This window comes from Peribacillus sp. NPDC097224 (assembly GCF_044761985.1).
Classification (GTDB): Bacteria; Bacillota; Bacilli; order Bacillales; family DSM-1321; genus Peribacillus.
Genome location: NZ_JBIWDK010000005.1, coordinates 166,209 through 185,555 on the forward strand (window position 1 = coordinate 166,209; position 19,347 = coordinate 185,555).

At 44.0% G+C, this 19,347-nt stretch carries 16 protein-coding genes; 2 read left to right on the plus strand and 14 right to left on the minus strand.

Annotation, left to right across the window (positions count from 1 at the left end; all coding sequences use genetic code 11):
* From coaBC to ACIQXR_RS11985, 6 genes are all read right to left on the minus strand, one after another.
* Positions 1–1,203 (minus strand): bifunctional phosphopantothenoylcysteine decarboxylase/phosphopantothenate--cysteine ligase CoaBC, encoded by a 1,203-nt coding sequence (gene coaBC, locus ACIQXR_RS11960; protein ID WP_402868234.1) that lies wholly within the window; start codon positions 1,201–1,203, stop codon positions 1–3.
* A 264-nt stretch (positions 1,204–1,467) separates the two neighbouring features.
* Positions 1,468–1,674, minus strand: a complete 207-nt coding sequence (gene rpoZ / locus ACIQXR_RS11965) for a DNA-directed RNA polymerase subunit omega (RefSeq protein ID WP_402868232.1) — start codon at positions 1,672–1,674, stop codon at positions 1,468–1,470.
* A gap of 3 nt (positions 1,675–1,677) precedes the next feature.
* Positions 1,678–2,292 (minus strand): guanylate kinase, encoded by a 615-nt coding sequence (gene gmk, locus ACIQXR_RS11970; protein WP_402868230.1) that lies wholly within the window; start codon positions 2,290–2,292, stop codon positions 1,678–1,680.
* Between the two features lie 10 nt (positions 2,293–2,302).
* Entirely contained in the window at positions 2,303–2,566 is a 264-nt protein-coding gene (remA, locus tag ACIQXR_RS11975) for an extracellular matrix/biofilm regulator RemA (RefSeq protein WP_034313813.1), read from the minus strand.
* Between the two features lie 54 nt (positions 2,567–2,620).
* The gene (locus tag ACIQXR_RS11980; protein WP_402868228.1) at positions 2,621–3,496 is read right to left on the minus strand and encodes a YicC/YloC family endoribonuclease; all 876 of its coding nucleotides are present in this window, start codon (positions 3,494–3,496) and stop codon (positions 2,621–2,623) included.
* A gap of 152 nt (positions 3,497–3,648) precedes the next feature.
* Entirely contained in the window at positions 3,649–6,327 is a 2,679-nt protein-coding gene (locus tag ACIQXR_RS11985) for a calcium-translocating P-type ATPase, SERCA-type (protein ID WP_402868226.1), read from the minus strand.
* 323 nt (positions 6,328–6,650) lie between these two features.
* Between ACIQXR_RS11985 and ACIQXR_RS11990 the strand changes: the two genes are divergently transcribed.
* Positions 6,651–8,378, plus strand: coding sequence for an Rqc2 family fibronectin-binding protein (locus ACIQXR_RS11990; RefSeq protein WP_402868224.1), 1,728 nt, complete (start codon positions 6,651–6,653; stop codon positions 8,376–8,378).
* A gap of 384 nt (positions 8,379–8,762) precedes the next feature.
* A complete protein-coding gene (locus ACIQXR_RS11995; protein WP_402868222.1) occupies positions 8,763–9,512 on the plus strand; it encodes a hypothetical protein in 750 nt (249 codons plus the stop codon).
* A gap of 283 nt (positions 9,513–9,795) precedes the next feature.
* On the opposite strand, the gene pyrE is transcribed toward ACIQXR_RS11995, so the two are convergent.
* Genes pyrE through ACIQXR_RS12035 form a run of 8 tightly spaced genes read right to left on the minus strand, consistent with a single transcriptional unit; the run spans position 9,796 to position 19,299 of the window.
* Positions 9,796–10,431 (minus strand): orotate phosphoribosyltransferase, encoded by a 636-nt coding sequence (gene pyrE, locus ACIQXR_RS12000; protein ID WP_402868221.1) that lies wholly within the window; start codon positions 10,429–10,431, stop codon positions 9,796–9,798.
* Positions 10,425–11,141, minus strand: a complete 717-nt coding sequence (pyrF, locus tag ACIQXR_RS12005) for an orotidine-5'-phosphate decarboxylase (protein WP_403080024.1) — start codon at positions 11,139–11,141, stop codon at positions 10,425–10,427. The genes pyrE and pyrF overlap by 7 nt, the downstream gene beginning before the upstream one ends.
* On the minus strand, positions 11,113–12,054 hold the full coding sequence (locus ACIQXR_RS12010; RefSeq protein ID WP_402868219.1) for a dihydroorotate dehydrogenase: 942 nt from the start codon (positions 12,052–12,054) through the stop codon (positions 11,113–11,115). The genes pyrF and ACIQXR_RS12010 overlap by 29 nt, the downstream gene beginning before the upstream one ends.
* Positions 12,051–12,830 (minus strand): dihydroorotate dehydrogenase electron transfer subunit, encoded by a 780-nt coding sequence (locus tag ACIQXR_RS12015; protein ID WP_402868217.1) that lies wholly within the window; start codon positions 12,828–12,830, stop codon positions 12,051–12,053. The genes ACIQXR_RS12010 and ACIQXR_RS12015 overlap by 4 nt, the downstream gene beginning before the upstream one ends.
* Positions 12,827–16,033 carry a carbamoyl-phosphate synthase large subunit gene (carB, locus tag ACIQXR_RS12020; protein ID WP_403080025.1) on the minus strand — a complete coding sequence of 1,069 codons (3,207 nt, stop codon included), beginning with the start codon at positions 16,031–16,033 and terminating at the stop codon, positions 12,827–12,829. The genes ACIQXR_RS12015 and carB overlap by 4 nt, the downstream gene beginning before the upstream one ends.
* Positions 16,012–17,118, minus strand: coding sequence for a carbamoyl phosphate synthase small subunit (locus tag ACIQXR_RS12025; protein WP_402868214.1), 1,107 nt, complete (start codon positions 17,116–17,118; stop codon positions 16,012–16,014). The genes carB and ACIQXR_RS12025 overlap by 22 nt, the downstream gene beginning before the upstream one ends.
* Positions 17,115–18,401, minus strand: coding sequence for a dihydroorotase (locus tag ACIQXR_RS12030; protein ID WP_403080026.1), 1,287 nt, complete (start codon positions 18,399–18,401; stop codon positions 17,115–17,117). Before ACIQXR_RS12030 ends, ACIQXR_RS12025 begins: the two co-directional genes overlap by 4 nt.
* Positions 18,364–19,299 (minus strand): aspartate carbamoyltransferase catalytic subunit, encoded by a 936-nt coding sequence (locus ACIQXR_RS12035; RefSeq protein ID WP_402868210.1) that lies wholly within the window; start codon positions 19,297–19,299, stop codon positions 18,364–18,366. The genes ACIQXR_RS12030 and ACIQXR_RS12035 overlap by 38 nt, the downstream gene beginning before the upstream one ends.
* Positions 19,300–19,347 lie beyond the last annotated feature (48 nt).

A 19,347-nucleotide genomic window follows, 5' to 3' on the forward strand; every position in this document is an offset into this window, starting at 1 on the left:
TCAATCCTTTTGCATGCAGGATACTTCTGCCAAAATACTTTTGGCGATATCCGCTTTACTCATTTTTGGAAGTTCGATGGAACGCCCATCCTTATTAAAGATCGTAACAATATTTGTATCCGTGCCGAAGCCTGCACCCGATACCGTAACATTATTGGCTACGATCATATCGGCATTCTTCTTCACCAATTTCCCTTTTGCATACTCTTCCACATTATTCGTTTCGGCTGCAAAACCGACTAAGAGCTGATGAGTCTTATTCTTGCCCAATTCCATAAGAATGTCCTTTGTCCGTTCAAATTCAATCACATTTTCACCAGGCTGTTTTTTCATTTTCTGTTCATGATAGAATTTGGGTTTATAGTCGGCAACCGCAGCCGTCATAATTACCACATCACTCGAGTCAAATTGCTCAAACACCGCTTCATACATATCTGCGGCTGATTCGACGGGAATGACCTTCACCTTCGAAGGCGGAGCCAAACTCACGGGCCCGGTGACCAAGGTCACATCGGCTCCCTGATTGGCTGCCTGCTCGGCAATGGCATAGCCCATCTTGCCACTAGAATGGTTCGTCACGAAGCGTACAGGATCGATTGCTTCACGGGTAGGCCCCGCCGTGATTAAGAATTTCTTACCCTTAAGTGGTTTCAAGCCAACTTCCCCAAAGTATTCTTGTAGATGTTGTACAATCGTTTCCGGTTCTTCCAGTCTTCCCTTTCCTACATAGCCGCAAGCCAAATACCCTTCACCGGGCTCTATGAATTGATAACCAAACGTACGAAGCGTCTCCATATTCTTCTGCACAGCCGGATGAGCGTACATATGGACATTCATAGCCGGAGCTACCCAAACAGGGGCCTCCGTTGCAAGCAACGTGGTCGTGATCATATCATCCGCGATGCCATTGGCTATCTTGCCAATAACATTCGCTGTGGCAGGCGCCACCAGGACAATATCCGCCCAATCAGCAAGGTCGATATGGGCAATGACCGAGGAATCTTTTTCATCAAATGTATCGGTATAAACATCATGTCTTGAAAGTGCCTGAAAGGTAAGAGGCGTCACGAATTGGCGCGCCGAGGCACTCATGATCACCTTAACGTGAGCCCCTGCCTGCGTCAGTTTACTGGTCAGGGCTGCAGCCTTATATACAGCAATTCCGCCAGTGACACAAAGTAGAACCTTTTTATCGATTAGCATGCAAATTTCCCCTAACTATACATTCTATTATTAACTAATTATGAAGGTTTACAGGTAAAATTTCATTATATATGCGCAAGAACCTTGGTAAGTGTCAATAAAGTCCATAACCGCTTTTTGGATTGCTGTTTGTTTGCTCCTATCCAAAATCAAAACAAACAGGCCTGACACACCTTTGCCGCAGGAAGGAAGCAAGTTCCAAAAGTAACGCATCCTGTTTGCTGTTAGGGTGTCAGGCCCGATAGGTCAAGCTTAAGTGTTCAATTATTTTACTTCAGATGAATTATCATATGATAATTTACCAGAATAGATTTCTTCAAGGGCACGACCGACTGATTTGTGAGAAACTGGTTTAGCAATCATGCAGTTATCTTTAATTTGCATTTCTCTAGCACGCTTGGCTGCCACAGATACAAGTGAGTATTTTGAATCGATTTTCAGTAATAATGAATCAATAGATGGATATAACATAGTTTATTCCGCCTCCAACATTTTTTTATAAAGAACAGCAACTCTTTCCCGACGGCAATGTTCGGCAATTACAATTGCATTAATTCTAGCACAAGCAGCATCTACATGGTCATTTTCAACGACGTAATCATACAGATCCATAAGCTCTATTTCCTCTTTAGCCACCTTCATGCGCCCTTTGATCGCTTCCTCCGTCTCGGTACCACGGGTTACGATCCGACTTTCAAGTTCACTCAAGCTTGGCGGGGCAAGGAAAATGAATAGGCCTTCAGGAAACTTTTCCCGAACCTGCCTAGCTCCTTGTACTTCGATTTCAAGAAAAACATCTTTTCCGGAATCAATCGTTTCTCGGACATAATCAACAGGTGTTCCATAATAATTGCCGACGAACTCCGCATATTCCAGGAGCTTTCCTTCTTCAATCAACGCTTCGAAATCCTCACGCTTTTTAAAGAAATAATCTACCCCATCCACCTCACCTTGCCGTGGAAGTCGTGTCGTCATCGAAATTGAATACTCGAATGCCGTACCCGGCTGAGAAAAGATTGCCTTTCTTACGGTACCCTTACCCACACCTGATGGGCCGGACAAAACAATTAATAAACCTTTTTCTCTCATAATCTTTCAGTTACCCCTCTTCTACGCTATCATCTCGATCTTGAAGCCTTGCTGCAACCGTTTCCGGTTGAACGGCGGATAAGATGACATGGTCGCTGTCTGTAATAATAACGGCCCTTGTTCTTCTGCCGTATGTAGCATCTATTAATGATCCGCGATCACGGGCATCCTGGATAATCCTTTTTATTGGAGCAGATTCAGGACTTACAATGGATACGATCCGATTTGCGGAAACGATATTACCAAAACCAATATTAATGAGCTTAATTGACATTTTTGTCCCCCATTCATATTCTATTGTCGCCTTGACAGGGTTATCATAAACCGATTATTCGATATTTTGAACCTGTTCCTTCAATTTTTCAAGCAGGCTTTTCATTTCAACCACTTCTTTTGTAATGGCTGAGTCATTTGCCTTTGAACCGATCGTATTGACTTCCCTGTTCATCTCTTGAACGAGAAAATCCAATTTCCTCCCAATCGGTTGGCCTTGCTTAAGGGTATCCGAAAACTGTTGCACATGGCTATCGAGCCTAGTCAATTCTTCATTTATATCACATTTATCCGCAAATATGGCCGCCTCTGTGACAATGCGACTATCTTCAATCATGCCATCAGTCAACTCGGAAAGCTTTATTGTCAGTCGATCCTTATATTGCTTTACAACAGAAGGCGCATAGGTTTTGACCCCCGCTACAATCTCAGCAAACTTCTTTAACTGACTTTGCAAATCACTGGCCAGCCCCTGTCCTTCCTGAACACGCATTTGTTTCAGGTTTTCTAGGGCACCCTTTACTGATTCCATAAGCAACTTTTCCAAATCACTAGGAACGGTCGCTACTTCTTCCATCAAGAAAATCGATTCGAGTTGCAGTATATCTTGAAGCGAAATGGAACCGCCAAGGTTATATTTCCCCTTCACTGCATCCATCAGGCTTACATATTGATCTGCAAGATTCCAATCGATATCAACATTTTTAGAAACCAGGCTTTTCCCTTCGACCGTTATGAAGAGTTCCACCCGTCCCCTTCTTATGTATTCACTCGCCATTTTTTTCACTTTTTCTTCCAGAACCAACAGCTGGCGCGGCATTCGAATCGTATATTCGCAGAAACGATGGTTGACGGTCTTGATTTCTGCAAAGACCTTGACCTGTTCGTTTTGTGATTCTCCTCTTCCATAGCCCGTCATACTGGTAACCATGTCTCCACTTCCAATCAAACATAATGTAGTAACTTGGTATGTTCATTCAATCTATATCAGCATTTTCACGTCATGATCAGTATAAATAAAAGGTTCTAAAAATAAAAAGGTAATAGAGAAAGACTCTATCACCTAAAAGATTATATCATATTTTATTGTGCTTTTCTTGCTAAAAAGGTTCCCGCCAGTAAAAAAGTTGGGATTGATGACATTCCTACCACTAATAGCCAATCCCTGCCCGAAATCGGAACGGTGTGAAAGATTGCCTGTAGCGGCTGTACATACATGACAGCAAGCATTAACAACAGGGAAGAGAGCACTGCTCCCACTAAATACAGATTGCCAAACGGATTTCTTGAGAAAATGGACTTTTCACTCCGACAGTCAAAAACATGGATCAACTGGGCAAGTACAAGGGTCGCAAATGCGATGGTCTGTGCATATGCAAGATTATCAGGATTCGCACGATATACCACATAAAAGGCAATTAACGTCGAGATCCCAATTAAAAAACCACGTGAGAGGATTTTCCAGCCTAGTCCCCTCCCAAAAACCCCTTCATTAGCATTTCTCGGATTCCTTTTCATCACATCTTCTTCAGGATCATCGAGACCCAAAGCCATCGCCGGGAGTCCGTCCGTCACCAAGTTGACGAATAGGATTTGAATGGGAATCAATGGTAAAGGCAAGGCACAAAGCATGGCGAAAAACATGACAAGAATTTCACCAACATTCGATGCCAACAAATACCGGATAAACTTCCGAATGTTTTCATAGATGTTCCTTCCTTCTTTAATAGCCGATTTAATCGTGGCGAAATTATCATCGACCAAAATCAAGGAAGAAGCCTCCTTTGCGACGTCTGTACCCGTGATGCCCATTGATATACCGATATCGGCCGACTTTATTGCCGGAGCGTCATTGACGCCATCTCCCGTCATCGCAACAACATGTCCTTTATTCTGTAAAGCCTTCACGATTTTCAACTTATGTTCCGGGGAAACACGGGCGAACACAGACACTCCTTCAACGATTTCTTCGAGCTCGTCAACTTCCATCGCCGATAATTGATGACCTTCGAGTACACGGTCTTTCCCTCTTAAAATACCAAGATCTTTAGCAATAGCCCTGGCTGTTATAACATGGTCGCCCGTTATCATGACCGTTTTAATTCCCGCATCCCGGCATTCCTTAACTGCTTGTTTCACTTCAGGACGAGGTGGGTCTATCATGCCCTGCAGCCCCATGAAGGTCAAATTCCGTTCGGCCTCTGTCTCATGGAGTAGAATGGTTCCCTTTGAAAGTGGTTTGTAACCCACTGCAATCATCCGAAGTGCACTTGATGCAAGCTCATTCATTTTCAGTTGAACCCGTTCCTTGTTTTCCCGATTTAGCGGGTCCGTTCTACCGTCCACTAAAATCGTATCACTCTGGGCTAGCAAAACATCTGGTGCCCCTTTTACTACGACAAAATGGTTTTCTTTATCATCCTTGACTACAACACTCATCATCTTCCTTTCAGAATCGAATGGAAACTCCCTCACGATCGTGAACTGGTTTGACAAATGCTCCCTCGTCAAACCCGCCTTCATCGCCGCTACTACCATCGCGCCTTCTGTCGGATCTCCGTCAAGGACATATCCTTTTCCTCTCTCATTTACCTCGGCTTTGTTGCAAAGAATCCCAAATGTCACCATTTGGAGGAGAGCCTTTTCATTTTTTGGAGCGACCGAAACTCCTCCTGAAGAAAACTCCCCAGTCGGATGATATCCTGTCCCACTTACATCCCATGTCTTCCCGCCACTCCAAATTTTCGTAACCGTCATTTTATTCTGGGTCAATGTTCCAGTTTTGTCGGAACATATCACTGTGGCACATCCAAGCGTTTCAACCGCAGGCAACTTCCTAACAATGGCCTTTTGTTTAATCATCCGTTGAACGCCAAGAGACAAGGCTACTGTCACAATGGCAGGCAAGCCTTCCGGGATGGCCGCAACAGCCAAGGAAACACCGGCTAAAAACATGGTATAAAGATCATGCCCTTGAAGGACACCCGTTAATACGACGACTCCAGTTAAGATCAACGCGGTAATGATTAAGATTTTTCCCAATTGTTCCAATCGTCGTTGTAGTGGCGTTTCCTTGGTTTCTGCTGTTTGAAGAAGGTCCGCTATCTTCCCCATTGCTGTGTTCATTCCTGTCGCGACAACAATTCCAATACCATTTCCTCTAGTGACCATCGTTCCCATGAACGCCATATTTTCCTGATCCCCGATGCTTTCCGCCTCGCCCATTAATGGATCGGAGCATTTCACGGCTGGAATGGACTCGCCAGTTAGAGCTGATTCTTCAATTTCAAGGCTGGAATGGTCGACGATCCGTAAATCTGCCCCTATTCGGTCCCCGCTTGCAAATTTCAAGATATCCCCTACTACCACTTCCCTTGAAGGGATCTTCAGCCATTGCCCGTTCCTTAATGCCTGAACCTGTGGGGCTGTCATTTCCTTTAAGGCATCCAATGATTTTTCAGCCTTACGTTCTTGAAAAAACCCAAGTACCCCATTTAAAAAAACAATGGCAATGATGGCAATCGCATCGATATATTCACCCAAGATGCCAGAGACCAAGGTTGCCGCAAGCAAGACAATGACCATAAAATCTTTAAATTGAGCGAAGAACAGTAAAATGGCAGATTGCTTTTCCCCTTCTTTCAGTTCATTGAATCCTTGCTTGTTCAGCCTGTCCTTTACTTCTTTCTCATTCAAACCAGCTTTCACGTCCGTTTGAAGCGCCTTCTCCATTTCTTGCTTATTCATTTCCTTGAACTCCATCGAGTATCACACATCCCTTTGAATAGAATGAAATAGGCCCCAGTATACATGCTCAAAACAGGCACTTAGCGTTGCTCACCCTCATCCGCCTGCATACTAAACTACATAAAACAACTGCTCTTCTTCCATGATTATTCAGACTCGTCCAAAAAAATGCTATAATTAATCTGAAATTGCACAAACGGATTATCCGACCTACCGATGGATTAATGAATGTCAGGAATAGACTCATTCCCATGTTTATTCCAGTAATATAGGCAACCATTTTAAAACGGCTATTGAAAGAGCCTTATAGAAAATCTTATGTAAAGGAAGTAAAATGAATGTCATTCGATGGATTATTCACGAAAGCGATAACGGAAGAAATCGCTTCTTTATTAAAAGGCGGGCGCATCAATAAAGTGCATCAGCCCTATAAAAACGAAATCATACTGGTGGTTCGGGCTGGAGGTAAAAATCAAAAGCTACTATTATCTGCACACCCGAGCTATTCAAGGGTACAGCTGACAGAAGAAAGCTATGAAAATCCGAAAGAGGCACCAATGTTCTGCATGCTGCTCAGGAAGCATCTGGAAGGATATACAATCGAGGACATCTATCAACATGAGCTAGATCGGATGATCATCCTCGAAGTGAAAGGTAGAAATGAACTGGGCGATGTTTCCCAGAAACAGCTAATCATCGAAATTATGGGTCGTCACAGCAATATCATCTTAGTTGATAAAGAGCGGAATATGATTTTAGACAGCATCAAACATGTATCACACGCTGTGAACAGCCACCGGGCGATATTACCTGGCCAGGAATACATTCTCCCCCCAGAACAGGAGAAGCAAAATCCATTTGACTCCACTGACGATGATATAAGGAAATCGCTGGACTTTAATGCTGGAAAGCTTGACCGTCAGCTAGTAGCCCATTTCTCAGGAGTTTCACCCCTAGCGGCTAAAGAGGCCGTTTACCGTGCTGGTTTGGCGAACAGTTCGACACTTCCACCTGCTTTCTCTAGCCTCATAAAAGAGATTGCAGATCGAGAGTATGTCCCGACCATCAAACAAGATGGCAGTAAAGAAGTTTTCTATATGCTTTCCCTGAATCACCTGACGGGTAAAGAAAGGTCATTTCCATCCTTAAGCGAGATGCTTGACCGCTATTACTTTGGGAAAGCCGAACGGGACCGCGTCAAGCAAAAGGGCCAGGATATAGAACGCTTCATTACGAATGAAATAGAAAAAAACTCAAAAAAAATCGGCAAATTGGAACGTACGCTAAAGGAAACGGAACGCGGGGAACAATACCAACTGTTCGGTGAATTGCTGACAGCCAACTTATATCAAATGAAAAAAGGCATGAAGGAAATCGAGGTCATCAATTATTACAATGAAGATCAAGAGACTGTCGTTATCCCGCTTAATCCATTAAAAAACCCATCTGATAATGCACAGAAGTACTTTTCAAAGTATCAAAAGTCCAAAAATGCGGTCGTTGTCGTCCAAGAGCAAATCGAAAAAGCCCAACTGGAATTGGCTTACTTTGAAGCCTTGCATCAGCAATTGCAGTCTGCCTCACCAAAAGATATCGAGGAAATACGCGAAGAACTACAAGAAGAAGGGTACATCCGCCAGAAAAAGAAAAAGGGCATGAAAAAACCTGCCAATGCCAAACCGCAGCTTGAGACTTATTACAGTAGTGATGGAGACCTCATATTTGTCGGGAAAAATAATAAGCAAAATGATTACTTGACGAATAAATTTGCCCGTCGTGATGAAATCTGGCTTCATACGAAGGATATTCCCGGCTCACATGTCGTGATTCGGAATGAATCACCAAGTGAAAATACGATAAAGGAAGCGGCCGCTTTAGCTGCATTCTTCAGCAAAGCCAAGCAATCAAGCTCGGTGCCTGTCGATTTCACCCAAGTTCGCCATGTGAAGAAACCAAATGGATCGAAACCTGGGTTTGTCATCTATGAACAACAGCAAACCGTTTATGTTACCCCTGATGCCGATACGGTCATTTCTTTAAAAGAAGTGACACACGTAAAAGGATAAGTATTAATAAAAACAATACCCTGTGAACTGCACCCCGCTTGTTAGACATGACCTAACAAGCGGGGTGCAGTTTTTATTTTGGTTGAAGCATCATCTTAGAGATGGTAAAAGTGAATAATATACTAATAGAAATCGTAAAGAGAAGGGCCCTTTTGTCTCATGAAAAAACGATGCCTTGAATGTCACCAGGTCGAAAGTCTTGTTAAATAGTAAAACAAAAAAATAAATACATATTTTAGAAATCAAGATAGAATAAATACCTATTCAAAGATCTATGCTTCTCTAGTCCATCATTTGTAAAGCACTGAAGGTTTGATTTTTTCAACCAAATCCTTAAAAACTATGGTAATATAGTTCCTGTTGTAAAAGGGAGGAATTATTTCAATGAAAAAAATATGGAGTATGAGTCTTTTGTTGGTGGTTTTACTATTGACTGCCTGTTCAGGTGAGGAACAAACTGTTTCAACTGAGAAAGGTTCTTCTACCAATACAAAAGCTGAACAAAAAGATAAAAAAGAAGCGAAAGTAGAAATAATGCAAGAAACATTCGGTGCTTGGAAAGATTCTATTGATTCTGTTTGGGTGAACTATTCTGCCGAAGTGAAAAATACCGGAAATGCCCCTGCTTCGTTAAGTGATATCCAAATTAATTTTGAAGGGGAAGACGGAAGCGTCCTTGGTACGGCCAGTATGATAACGGCTACACCTGATGTCATCATGCCAGGTGAAACGGCGTATATTGGTGAATCCACTATTTTAGATTCTGTGAAAGACCCTAAATTGGTCAATAAAGCGTATTCTAATATAGATTTCGATACAACAGATGAGGAACCAGCCTATTTAAAAACGGAAAATGTTAAGTTGAACGCTTTGAGCGGTGATTTTTCAGATAATCCTTATTCTGTCACAGGGAATGTGATAAATGACGGGGATGAAAAAGCGGATGACATTCGTTTGGCATCTGGTTTATATGATGGAGAAGGGAAATTGGTAGGCGTATTGAATGGTTCATTAGATATTGGGTTGAATGCAGGTGGAAAAACGGCATTCGAACTGAACTATCCAGAACTTCCACCTACCGTCAAAGGAAAAGCGAAAGAAGTAAAAACTGTTGCTTACAGTTGGAAGTGGTAATTTAATAGTATAAAAAAGGTATTTTTTTTAAAAAGTGATAACTAGAATGTTTCCACATGAAACAAACTTTGGTACACCGCTTGTATTAGTGGTGTGCTTTTTTATGTTAATACGAACCCTGATCACCCTCCTTTTTACTTCCACCATAGCCAAAACTGCAATGGCATAGTATATGTGTCATGGGGGTACGGTACCAAAAAAGTATAAACAACACCCCATATTCAGTAGAGAATACGTGGTGCTGTTTAAGCGTACCTATCAAACATCAACCCATTAGCTCTATTTATGCAGAAATCCAGGCGGAGTCTTCGGGATTTTCACGCCATTTTTTTAGCTTTTCCAGTTCCCCTGCAGTAATATAGCCTTTTTCATTAGCCACTTTAATCAATGAGGAATAATCACTTAAGGAGTAGTTCGTAATGTTTTCAGCAGTAAACTTTTCTTTTCCCTTTTCTAATTCGTATGTAAAGATGGAAACGACCCCAAGGACCTCGCATCCTGCTTTTCTAAGAGCGTCTACTGCCGTGATGACGCTACCGCCTGTAGATATTAAATCTTCAACGACAACCACTTTTTGACCTGACAAAGCACGCCCCTCAATTTGATTGCCCTTTCCGTGTTCCTTCGCTTTCGAGCGGACATAACACATCGACAAATCCATTTTATCACTCACCCAAGCGGCATGCGGTATTCCAGCCGTGGCGGTGCCAGCGATTAGCTCAGTATCCGGGAAGTTCTGTTCAATCAATCCTTTCAATCCCTCGGCGATTTCATTCCGAACCGCTGGATAGGAAAGGGTTAAACGATTATCGCAATAAATGGGTGACTTGATTCCAGATGCCCACGTGAATGGTTCATTTGGCTGTAGGAATACCGCTTTGATTTCTAAAAGTCGTTCTGCAATTAATTGGTTTAACATCGAATTCCCTCCCAAGATGCCTTCATGTCTAAATATGTTTGTAATGGATCTTTTGCAGATGTGATTGCTCTACCTACCACGATTGCATCGGACCCTATGATCCTTGCCTGCTCAGGAGTTGCTATTCTGTGTTGATCATGTGTTGGTCCACCTTCATTACGGATACCTGGCGTAACCGTCATAAATTGGTCGCTGATATGTTCATGGATCCTTCTAACTTCATGCGTCGAGCAGACAACACCATCAAGGCCGGCCTGGCCTGAGAGCTTTGCATAGTGCAGTACTGCATCTTCAAGTGTTCCGTTGATGTTTTGTTCGAGATTCATTTGTTCCTGTGACGTACTTGTCAGTTGGGTCACCCCTATGCATAATGGGCGTTTTTTTCCGGTAGCCGTTCCACTATCAAGGCCTTCAAGTGCCGCTTCCATCATTCTGCTTCCGCCGGCCGCATGGACATTCACCATATCCACATTCAATGTAGCAAGCCCCCTCATTGCCATTTTGACCGTATTAGGGATATCATGAAGCTTCAAATCCAGAAAAATATCATGCCCTTGTTCTTTTACAAATGAAATGATTCCCGGTCCGTTCTGATAAAACAACTCCATCCCGACTTTAACTGCTAGTTTCTCCGATTGAAAATGTTGTAAAAATTGCTTCGTTTGAATCAGGCTAGGAAAATCAAGCGCGATTATTAACGATTGCTTCATTCTGCTTCCAACTCCTTCCGGTACATTGCGAAATATGCTCAAATCCTAACTCATCCAATAATTTGGGCAATTCTTCAATAATCGTCGGGCACACAAAGGGATCCACAAAGTTTGCTGTTCCCACCGCAACTGCGCTTGCACCTGCATAGAAAAATTCAATGACATCCTCCGCAGAAGAGATGCCGCCCATACCAATGATTGGAATCGAAACTTGCTGACTCACTTCATAAATCATCCTAAGTGCGACTGGTTTAATGGCAGGACCAGACAATCCACCAGTCTTGTTTGAAAGGATCGGCTGACCCGTTTTTAAATCCAACCGCATGCCGACTAGCGTATTGATCATTGTCAGACCGTCGGCCCCTCCCTCTTCAACCGCTTTGGCCATGGCTACAATATCGCTGACATTGGGAGAAAGCTTCACATAAACAGGGACCGAGGAAACTTCCTTTACTGCCTTAGTTACTTCCTTTGCAACTTCGGGAATCGTCCCAAAAGCGATGCCGCCTTCTTTCACATTCGGGCAGGAGATATTCAATTCAAGTGCCACAACATTCTCTGCCTTGCTTATGTCCCGGGCAACTTTCACATAATCGGCTATATGGGATCCGGCAATGTTTGCGATGATCGGCACATCATATTTATCGAGCCACGCCAATTCTTCATTGATGACTTTATCCAGACCCGGGTTTTGCAATCCGATTGCATTCAGCATCCCTGAGGAGGTTTCGGCGACACGCGGTGTCGGATTGCCAAAACGAGGCTCTGGTGTGGTCGCTTTAATCATGATGGCTCCCAATATATCCAAATCAAAGAACTGGCTGTATTCACGCCCGAATCCAAAACAGCCCGAAGCTGGCATGACCGGATTTTTTAAGTGTAAACCGGGTAGTTCTACCGATAATCTGCTCATAGTACCACCTCTCCTGAACGAAATACGGGTCCGTCACTGCATACCTTCTTATAACTAAAGCCTTCCGGATCGTCTGCAGTGTGACATACGCAGGCAAAACAAGCACCGATGCCACACCCCATCCTTTCCTCTAGCGATAGATAAAGCTTCTTGTCGCTATACCCCGCTTCCAGCGCCTTCAACATCGGCGTTGGCCCGCAGGAAAAGACCGTTTCAAATTCCGCACCCAGCTTCTCGATTACCGTCGTAACGAATCCTTTTGTCCCATATGATCCATCCACCGTTGCAATATATGTATCTCCTAATTCACTAAACTCTTCTTCATAAAAAACGGCAGCCATCGTTTGGAAACCAAGCACATGAATAACCCGAACGCCTCTGGCAACCAGCATTTTTGAGAGCTGGAACAGGGGAGGGACGCCTATCCCCCCACCGACCAACAATGCAATCTCCCCAGCTTTCGCTTCATCAACCGGAAAGCCGTTGCCAAGTGGGCCGAGAATATCTACCCCTTCCATCTGCTTCCGCTGGGACAATAATGTTGTTCCCTTCCCTTCAGCCCGGTAAATCATCGTGAATTCCTTTTTGCTTTTATTGTAAGAAGAAATCGAAATCGGGCGTCTTAGCAGCGGCTCGGTACCTTCCGTCGGTTTAATTTGGACAAATTGCCCCGGCTGCTTCATTTCAGAAACTAACTCACCTTGTAGGGTTAGCTCAAAGATAGATGGAGCCAGCTCTTTATGTGTCAACACCTTCATTGTTTCCTTCTTGATCATGTATAGCTCACCTCACGACTTTTTTTCGTCTTTCCCATGGCTTCCGTCGAGAATGTCATGGATTCGATCACTCTTAAAATGGCTTCTGCTGTATCCAATGATGTCAAGCAGGTAACTCCATTTTCAACCGATTCACGTCGAATCCTGAACCCATCCCGCTCCGGTTGCTTCCCTTTTGTCAATGTATTGATGACGAACTGGGCTTCGCCATGACGGATGACATCCAACAGATTCCTGCCTTCTTCTCCGATTTTTCCTACGACAGCAGTTGGGATGCCCGACTCTTCCAGCATATTCGCCGTTCCACTTGTGGCAATTAGCTTGAAGCCGATGTTATGGAAGCGTCTGGCTAATTGAAGTGCTTCCTGCTTATCTTTATCCGATATGGTTAACAAGACCGTTCCATGGCTTTGTATGGTGAAGCCGGAAGCGACAAGTCCTTTGTATAGGGCCTTTTCAAGTGTGCTATCTTTCCCCATGACTTCCCCAGTCGATTTCATTTCAGGCCCGAGTGATATGTCCACTCCTCTCAATTTAGCAAAAGAGAAGACAGGCACTTTTACATAGACCCCGGTTTGTTCGGGAACCATTCCTGACTGATACCCATGACTTTCAAGGCTTTGTCCCAGAATCACCTTTGTTGCGAGGTTCGCCATGGGTACATTTGTAATTTTACTTAAGAATGGAACCGTACGACTTGAACGTGGATTCACTTCAATGACATACACTTCGTCATTACTGATGACATATTGGATGTTCAGCAAACCAATGATTTTCAATCCTTTTGCCAATCTGGTGGTGTAATCGATGATCACTTCTTTTTGCTTATCCGTCAGGCTTTGGGGCGGATAGACGGCAATCGAATCGCCCGAGTGAACCCCTGCCCGTTCGATGTGTTCCATGATTCCAGGGATGACCACGGTCTTGCCATCCGAAATGCCGTCGACCTCCACTTCTTTACCCGTTAGATACCGATCAATCAGTACCGGGTGTTCCGGATTGATTTTCACCGCATTTTTCATGTAATGAAGCAACTCTTCTTGTTTGTAGACAATTTCCATCGCCCTTCCTCCGAGTACATAGGAAGGCCTTACTAAAACCGGGTATCCGATATCTTCAGCAATGATGATCGCTTCTTCGACGGACGTGGCCGTTTTCCCTTTAGGCTGTGGAATGCCCATTTCTTGGAGAGCTGTCTCGAATTTGTTTCGATTTTCCGCACGGTCCAGGTCTTCTAAAGAGGTACCGAGTATTTTCACACCCCGATGAACTAACCCCTCTGCAAGATTGATGGCGGTCTGCCCGCCAAATTGGACGATGACCCCTTCTGGTTTCTCCAAGTCGATGACATGCATCACATCTTCAAGTGTCAACGGCTCGAAGTAAAGCTTATCGGAAATACTGAAATCTGTTGATACCGTTTCAGGATTATTATTGATGATGATTGCTTCATAGCCCGCTTCCTTAATGGCCCACACGGAATGTACGGTCGCATAGTCGAATTCAACACCTTGACCAATTCGGATCGGACCAGACCCCAGTACGATGACGCTTTTTTTATCCGTTACCACCGATTCGTTTTCCTCTTCATACGTTCCGTAAAAATACGGCGTTTCTGATTCGAATTCTGCGGCACACGTATCAACCATTTTATAAACTGGTATGATTCCATGCTGTTTTCGATATTCATATACATTGATTTCAGCGACTTCCCAGATTTCCGAAATGGTTTTGTCGGAAAAGCCAAGCTCTTTAGCCTTCTGCAGGACTTCCGTGTCATAAATATGAGTACGTAACTCTTGTTCAAAGTCGATGATTTTCTTCAGTTTATGAAGGAAGAATAAATCGATTTGACTCCATTCGTGAATGGTTTCTATCGTTTTTCCTCTTCTTAATGCCTCACCGATATAGAATAACCGTTCATCTCCCGCTTTCCGGATTCTTTTTTCAATTAATTCATCATTGAAATTCTCACTCAACTCGAGGTGATATACCCCGGCTTCAAGGGAACGAACAGCTTTAAGTATCGATTCCTCGAATGTTCGGCCAATCGCCATGACTTCTCCAGTTGCCTTCATTTGCGTGCCGAGTCTACGGTTGGCACTTTCAAATTTATCGAACGGCCACCGAGGGATTTTCGTGACGACATAATCTAGCGCCGGTTCGAAGCTCGCATACGTTTTGCCCGTAACCGGGTTCATCATTTCATCTAGCGTCAAACCGACTGCAATCTTAGCCGCAAGTTTGGCTATCGGGTATCCTGTCGCTTTCGATGCGAGTGCCGATGAACGGCTTACCCGTGGATTGACTTCAATCACATAGTATTGGTAGCTATCTGGGTCAAGGGCCAGCTGAACATTACAACCACCCTCGATTTTCAAGGCACGAATGATTTTCAATGAAGTGTTCCTAAGCATTTGGTACTCTCGGTCACTTAGCGTTTGACTTGGTGCCGCAACAATCGAATCACCTGTATGTACACCGACTGGATCGAAGTTCTCCATATTACATACGACTATCGCATTATCATTGGAGTCTCGCATCACTTCATATTCCACTTCTTTAAAACCGGCAATGCTTTTCTCAAGAAGGCATTGATGGACAGGGCTGCTTTTCAAGCCGCCTTCAACAATCTCAATCAATTGCTCTTCGTCTTCACAGATCCCGCCTCCTGTCCCCCCCAATGTGAACGCGGGACGAACGATGACTGGATAGCCGACTCGTTCCACGAACGCATAGGCCTCATCCAAATTATGTATAATGTCGCTATCCGGAACCGGCTCATCGAGTTCATTCATTAACGTGCGGAACAAATCCCTATCTTCCGCTTGTTGGATGGCAGAAAGTTTCGTGCCCAGAATCTGGACGTTGCATTCTTCCAATATCCCCGCATTGGCCAATTCTACGGCCATATTCAATCCCGTCTGTCCGCCCAAAGTCGGAAGCAAGGCATCCGGACGCTCTTTGCGGATGATTTTACTAACAAATTCCAGGGTGATCGGTTCGATATAAACCGCATCAGCCATTTCACTGTCGGTCATGATCGTCGCGGGGTTTGAGTTGATCAGAATTACCCGGTAGCCCTCTTCTTTTAATGCGATGCATGCTTGAGTTCCTGCATAATCGAACTCAGCGGCCTGGCCGATTACGATTGGACCAGAACCAATAACTAAGATGCTTTTTATATCTGTGCGTTTTGGCATGTTTCTTCCCCCTTTGTAGTGGCAACTTCAATGTTCCGTAAAAATTCATCGAAAAGATAATTGGCGTCTTCCGGTCCTGGTGACGCCTCCGGATGGTACTGAACCGTAAAGGCCGGGTAATGTTTATGGCGTAAACCTTCGATGGTATCATCATTCAAGGCAGTATGTGTAACGGTAAGGTCGGTATGTTCGATTGAATCCGTTTCGACTGTGTAACCGTGATTTTGCGAAGTAATGGACACTTTTCCCGTACGAAGATCCTTTACTGGATGGTTGGATCCGCGATGACCGAATTTTAGTTTGTCTGTATCTGCCCCGTTTGCAAGCGCGAACAGCTGATGGCCCAGGCAAATTCCGAATAGTGGGACTTCTTTCTGGATTGTCCGAATCATTTCTAACGTTTCCCGAACGCTTTTTGGGTCTCCAGGTCCATTGGACAGCATCACTCCATCCGGATGATAGTTCATGATCTCCTGTGCCGTGATGTTATAAGGAACGACCACGACGTCACACCCACGTTTCGTCAACTCTCGTAAAATACCATGCTTCATTCCGTAATCGACTAGAACCACTCGCGGTCCCCTACCTGGACTTGAGTAGGCCGTTTTAGTAGATACCTGTTTCACTTGAGTGGTCGGGAGTACCGTTGCTTTAAGCTGGGCAATAACCTCATCGGCCTTCTTATTCATATTACAGAGCGCCCCTTTAAGAGCACCTGTCTTTCTGATGATCCTTGTCAGCTTTCTCGTGTCAATCCCGGAGATTCCAGGGATATTCTTCATTTTCAAATAGTCATCAAGTGATAATTGGTTGCGCCAGTTAGAAGGAAATTCTGCAGTTTCCTTCACGACGAATCCCGCTATGGCTGGATTGATCGATTCAAAATCGTCTCGGTTGATTCCATAGTTCCCAATTAGCGGATATGTCAAAGTAACAATTTGACCACAATAAGATGGATCAGATAAAATTTCTTGATAGCCTGTCATCCCTGTGTTAAATACGACTTCCCCGATTTTCTCCACGTCTCCACCGAATGCTTCGCCAATGAAAACCGTACCATCTTCTAAAATAAGCTGTCTTTTCATCCCTGAACACGTCCTTTTTCCCAAGATAACTTTCCTTCTGAAATCGTCATGACCGGCCACCCCTGACATTTCTTGTCATGGAAAGGTGTGTTTTTTCCCTTTGAAGCGAATTCTTCTTTATTGATCGCCTGTTTTGCATTCAAATCGATTAACGTGATATCCGCCACAACCCCTTCTTTTAGCTGGCCGAATGGAAGCGAGAAGCAATCAGCTGGTTTGATGGTCAGGAAGTCTACCAACTGTTTCAGAGTGATGATTTCTTTTTTGACCAATTCCGTATAAAGCAGCGGGAAGGCCGTTTCTAGACCTACAATTCCGAATGGAGCAAGCTGCATGCTTTGCTCTTTTTCCTCAACGCTATGAGGGGCATGGTCTGTTGCGATAAAATCGATGGTTCCATCAAGCAAGCCTTCGATTAAAGCATCACGATCTTCGCGTCCCCTTAAAGGAGGGTTCATTTTATAATTCGTATCAAGCCCTGGTATATCATCTTCTGAAAGTAATAGATGATGTGGGGTCACTTCCGCAGTGACTTTGATACCGGCACGTTTAGCGTCTCTTACGGTTCTTACCGATTCTTTCGTTGATATATGGCAGACGTGGTAATGGCAGCCTGCCGCTTCCGCAAGCAATATGTCACGGGCAATATGTACAGCTTCGCATACAGAAGGAATTCCATTGATTCCATTTTCTTTGGAGAATCTCCCCTCATGAACGGAGCCTTTATTGATTAAGCTATTATCTTCACAATGGGCGACCACAGCCATATCAATGGCAGCTGCCCGCTTCATCGCTTCAAGCATCATTCCTGCCTCTTGAATGCCAACACCATCATCCGTAAAGGCGAATGCCCCTGTCTTCTTCAGTGCTGAAAAATCAGTCAGCTCCTTGCCAGCTTCTCTAATCGTGATCGAAGCATAGGGCAACACGCGAACATGTGCCGTTTCTTCAATTTTTTTATTCAACGCCCCAAGGTGCTCCACAGTATCAGGTACAGGTCTTGTATTGGGCATGGCTGCTACTGTCGTAAAGCCACCTCTGGCCGCCGCCAAGGTTCCCGTTTCAATGGTTTCTTTATGTTCTCCCCCCGGCTCACGTAAATGTACATGTAGATCTATGAATCCTGCTGTAACAAGCAGCCCATCAGCATCTACTACTTTACTATCTTCCGTAGCCAGGTTCTCCCCTATTTTCGTGATGAACCTTCCCTCTATTTCTATATCTGCTTTCTTGAATTGATTTTGATTATCTAGCAATACTCCATTTTTGATGACAGTTTTCATGAGTGTTTCCTCCCTTATTTTTTTCAAGCACATTTTTTAACACAGCCATTCTGATAAAAACGCCATTTTGCATTTGTTTGAAGATTCTTGAGCGGCTGCATTCGACCAAATCACTGTCAATCTCAACTCCGCGGTTAATGGGGGCTGGATGCATGATGATGGCACATGGTTTCATCGTTTTTTCACGAATCTTATTCAAGCCAAACCTTTTCAAATACTCCCCATTTTCCACGTCATATTTATCACTATGCCTTTCATGTTGGATTCGGAGCAACATGACCACATCCGCTGTCGCTACAGCTTGATCGATATCTTCGTATTTCGCCAATCCATTGTTTACGTCAAACCATTCGGGAGGACCTGAGAATACAACTTCTGCACCTAGGCGGGTGAGTGCGTCTGCATTGGATTTAGCCACACGGCTATGCCTCACATCTCCAATAATCGAAATTTTCAGACCTTTAAAACTAGTAAACTCTTGCTTTATCGTCAATAAATCGAGCAGAGACTGTGTCGGATGATTTCCGCAACCATCACCCGCATTGATGATGGGGATATGTAATTTGCCTCTCAACTCATCAAAATAGTTGTCCTGCTCATGACGGATGATGAGAGCTTTGACTCCAATCGATTCAAATGTTTTCGCTGTGTCGTATAAGGTTTCTCCTTTTAACACGGATGATGTCCCCGCATCAAAAGGAATGACCTCAAGTCCTAATTTCCTTTCAGCCATTTCAAAACTTGATTTGGTTCGCGTGCTTGGCTCAAAGAACAGATTGGCGACCATCGTCTGCTGCATAGGCATCCAGCTCGTTCCATTGGCAAACCCCTCTGCCTCGTATAAGATCGTTTCGATTTCAGTTAAAGATAGCTCATTCATCGTCAATAATTTTTTCATCATTCCTGCTCCTTTCACAATCTTTTTTTGTGATGCGGGGCATAAAAA

What these genes read in the sequence shown, in the direction of transcription:
- coaBC (WP_402868234.1), bottom strand. Translation starts at nt 1,203, where the DNA reads ATGCTAATCGATAAAAAGGTTCTACTTTGTGTCACTGGCGGAATTGCT.
- rpoZ (WP_402868232.1), bottom strand. Translation starts at nt 1,674, where the DNA reads ATGTTATATCCATCTATTGATTCATTATTACTGAAAATCGATTCAAAA.
- gmk (WP_402868230.1), bottom strand. Translation starts at nt 2,292, where the DNA reads ATGAGAGAAAAAGGTTTATTAATTGTTTTGTCCGGCCCATCAGGTGTG.
- remA (WP_034313813.1), bottom strand. Translation starts at nt 2,566, where the DNA reads ATGTCAATTAAGCTCATTAATATTGGTTTTGGTAATATCGTTTCCGCA.
- ACIQXR_RS11980 (WP_402868228.1), bottom strand. Translation starts at nt 3,496, where the DNA reads ATGGTTACCAGTATGACGGGCTATGGAAGAGGAGAATCACAAAACGAA.
- ACIQXR_RS11985 (WP_402868226.1), bottom strand. Translation starts at nt 6,327, where the DNA reads ATGGAGTTCAAGGAAATGAATAAGCAAGAAATGGAGAAGGCGCTTCAA.
- ACIQXR_RS11990 (WP_402868224.1), top strand. Translation starts at nt 6,651, where the DNA reads ATGTCATTCGATGGATTATTCACGAAAGCGATAACGGAAGAAATCGCT.
- ACIQXR_RS11995 (WP_402868222.1), top strand. Translation starts at nt 8,763, where the DNA reads ATGAAAAAAATATGGAGTATGAGTCTTTTGTTGGTGGTTTTACTATTG.
- pyrE (WP_402868221.1), bottom strand. Translation starts at nt 10,431, where the DNA reads ATGTTAAACCAATTAATTGCAGAACGACTTTTAGAAATCAAAGCGGTA.
- pyrF (WP_403080024.1), bottom strand. Translation starts at nt 11,141, where the DNA reads ATGAAGCAATCGTTAATAATCGCGCTTGATTTTCCTAGCCTGATTCAA.
- ACIQXR_RS12010 (WP_402868219.1), bottom strand. Translation starts at nt 12,054, where the DNA reads ATGAGCAGATTATCGGTAGAACTACCCGGTTTACACTTAAAAAATCCG.
- ACIQXR_RS12015 (WP_402868217.1), bottom strand. Translation starts at nt 12,830, where the DNA reads ATGATCAAGAAGGAAACAATGAAGGTGTTGACACATAAAGAGCTGGCT.
- carB (WP_403080025.1), bottom strand. Translation starts at nt 16,033, where the DNA reads ATGCCAAAACGCACAGATATAAAAAGCATCTTAGTTATTGGTTCTGGT.
- ACIQXR_RS12025 (WP_402868214.1), bottom strand. Translation starts at nt 17,118, where the DNA reads ATGAAAAGACAGCTTATTTTAGAAGATGGTACGGTTTTCATTGGCGAA.
- ACIQXR_RS12030 (WP_403080026.1), bottom strand. Translation starts at nt 18,401, where the DNA reads ATGAAAACTGTCATCAAAAATGGAGTATTGCTAGATAATCAAAATCAA.
- ACIQXR_RS12035 (WP_402868210.1), bottom strand. Translation starts at nt 19,299, where the DNA reads ATGAAAAAATTATTGACGATGAATGAGCTATCTTTAACTGAAATCGAA.